This is a genomic window from Mangrovimonas futianensis (genome assembly GCF_021245805.1).
Taxonomy (GTDB): Bacteria; Bacteroidota; Bacteroidia; order Flavobacteriales; family Flavobacteriaceae; genus Mangrovimonas; species Mangrovimonas futianensis.
The window spans coordinates 1-1,371 of sequence record NZ_JAJJNF010000023.1; the positions used below are offsets into that span (position 1 = coordinate 1).

Consider the following 1,371-nt stretch of genomic DNA (forward strand, 5'->3'; position numbering starts at 1 on the left):
GGCTCGTATGTTTACAAATCTATTTAATTAAAGAGTTAAAATAGTAAATTTCTTACTAAATAACAGACAGGCAACAATAGAAGGGACAGAGGGGTTTTGGCTAGATACATTGTTGATATCGCATCATAGAAAGACCGCCCTTCTATTATTTTCTTAAAATCTGGACAGTACCTAGATCCTTTTATAAAGAGACCGAATCAAAAGCGAGCAAAGATTTACGAGAAAATAGGCTTGTTGTAACCAGAATAAATTATGGATAAAGCATTAAAGCAATGTCTTGGTATAGATGTGTCCAAGGCGAGTTTATCCCTTAGTTATGGGATACTTTACAGCAATCTGAAAAAGGAGTTTATAGGCTGTCCTGACATCATGAACGACCAATCAGGTTTCAATTCATTGAAGATTTGGCTGGGGAAAATGGTGGAGGATAAAGAATGTTTCTATGTGATCATGGAAGCAACCGGCGTTTATCACCAGAGAGTCTGTCATTTCCTTTACGATTTGGGCTATAAGGTTTGTGTGATGCAATCGGGCCGGGTAAAGCGTTATGCCCAGAGTTTGGATCAACGCTCAAAGACAGATTCTCTTGATAGTAGAATGTTGAGTATGCTAGGGCTTGAACGTGAATTGAGACTTTGGGAACCGCCCAGCAAAGAGCTTCAGCAATTAAAATTATTAAGTAGGGAGCGTAGTTCGCTATTAAAAGATAAAACTACAGAGATCAATCGTCAGAGTGCCGTGGAGTCAAGTAATTATTATTGTAAAAGCGCCCATAAGAGACACCTGAAACGACTGCAACTCATAAATGAACAAATAAGAACAATAGAGCAGGAAATGCGGGCCTTGGTCAAGGAGGATGCTAAATTGCAGGCTCGGATAGGTTATTTGGAGAGTATCCCTGGAGTATCCTTTATATCAGCGGCTACTGTTGTTGGGGAAACCTTGGGATTTGAATCCATCTCCAATGGTAAACAGCTGGCCAGTTATGCTGGTTACGATGTAGTTTTAAAGGAATCGGGCAGATTCAAAGGGAAGACTAAAATAAGCAAAAAGGGAAATAGTCATATTCGAGCCGTACTACATATGCCCTCCATGACCTGTGTGCGCTGTAATCCGACTTTAAGGCCATTTTATAAACGGATAAAGCCAAATAAAGCAAAACCTATGGTTGCATTGGTTGCGGTTCAAAGAAAGTTGTTGGTCTTGATGTACACTCTATGGAAAAACGAAGAAAATTATGATGAAGAATTTGAAAAGAAAAAACAGCAAGGACTTAAAGTCCCTGCTGCACGGGATAACAGTCAAATAAATTTGAATGCTTCCTAAAAATTTATTGCAATTTACTTGTTTTCTAACACAGTACCTATGATT

The 1,371-nt window shown here is 38.8% G+C and carries 1 protein-coding gene; it reads left to right on the top strand.

The window, feature by feature from the left end; translation table 11 throughout:
* Nucleotides 1-252: 252 nt before the first annotated feature.
* Complete coding sequence (locus tag LOK78_RS16365; RefSeq protein ID WP_232635663.1) at nucleotides 253-1,326, top strand: IS110 family transposase; 1,074 nt, start codon at nucleotides 253-255, stop codon at nucleotides 1,324-1,326.
* Nucleotides 1,327-1,371 lie beyond the last annotated feature (45 nt).

Excerpts from the sequence above, each read along its gene's own strand:
- LOK78_RS16365 (WP_232635663.1), top strand. The coding sequence starts at position 253 with ATGGATAAAGCATTAAAGCAATGTCTTGGTATAGATGTGTCCAAGGCG.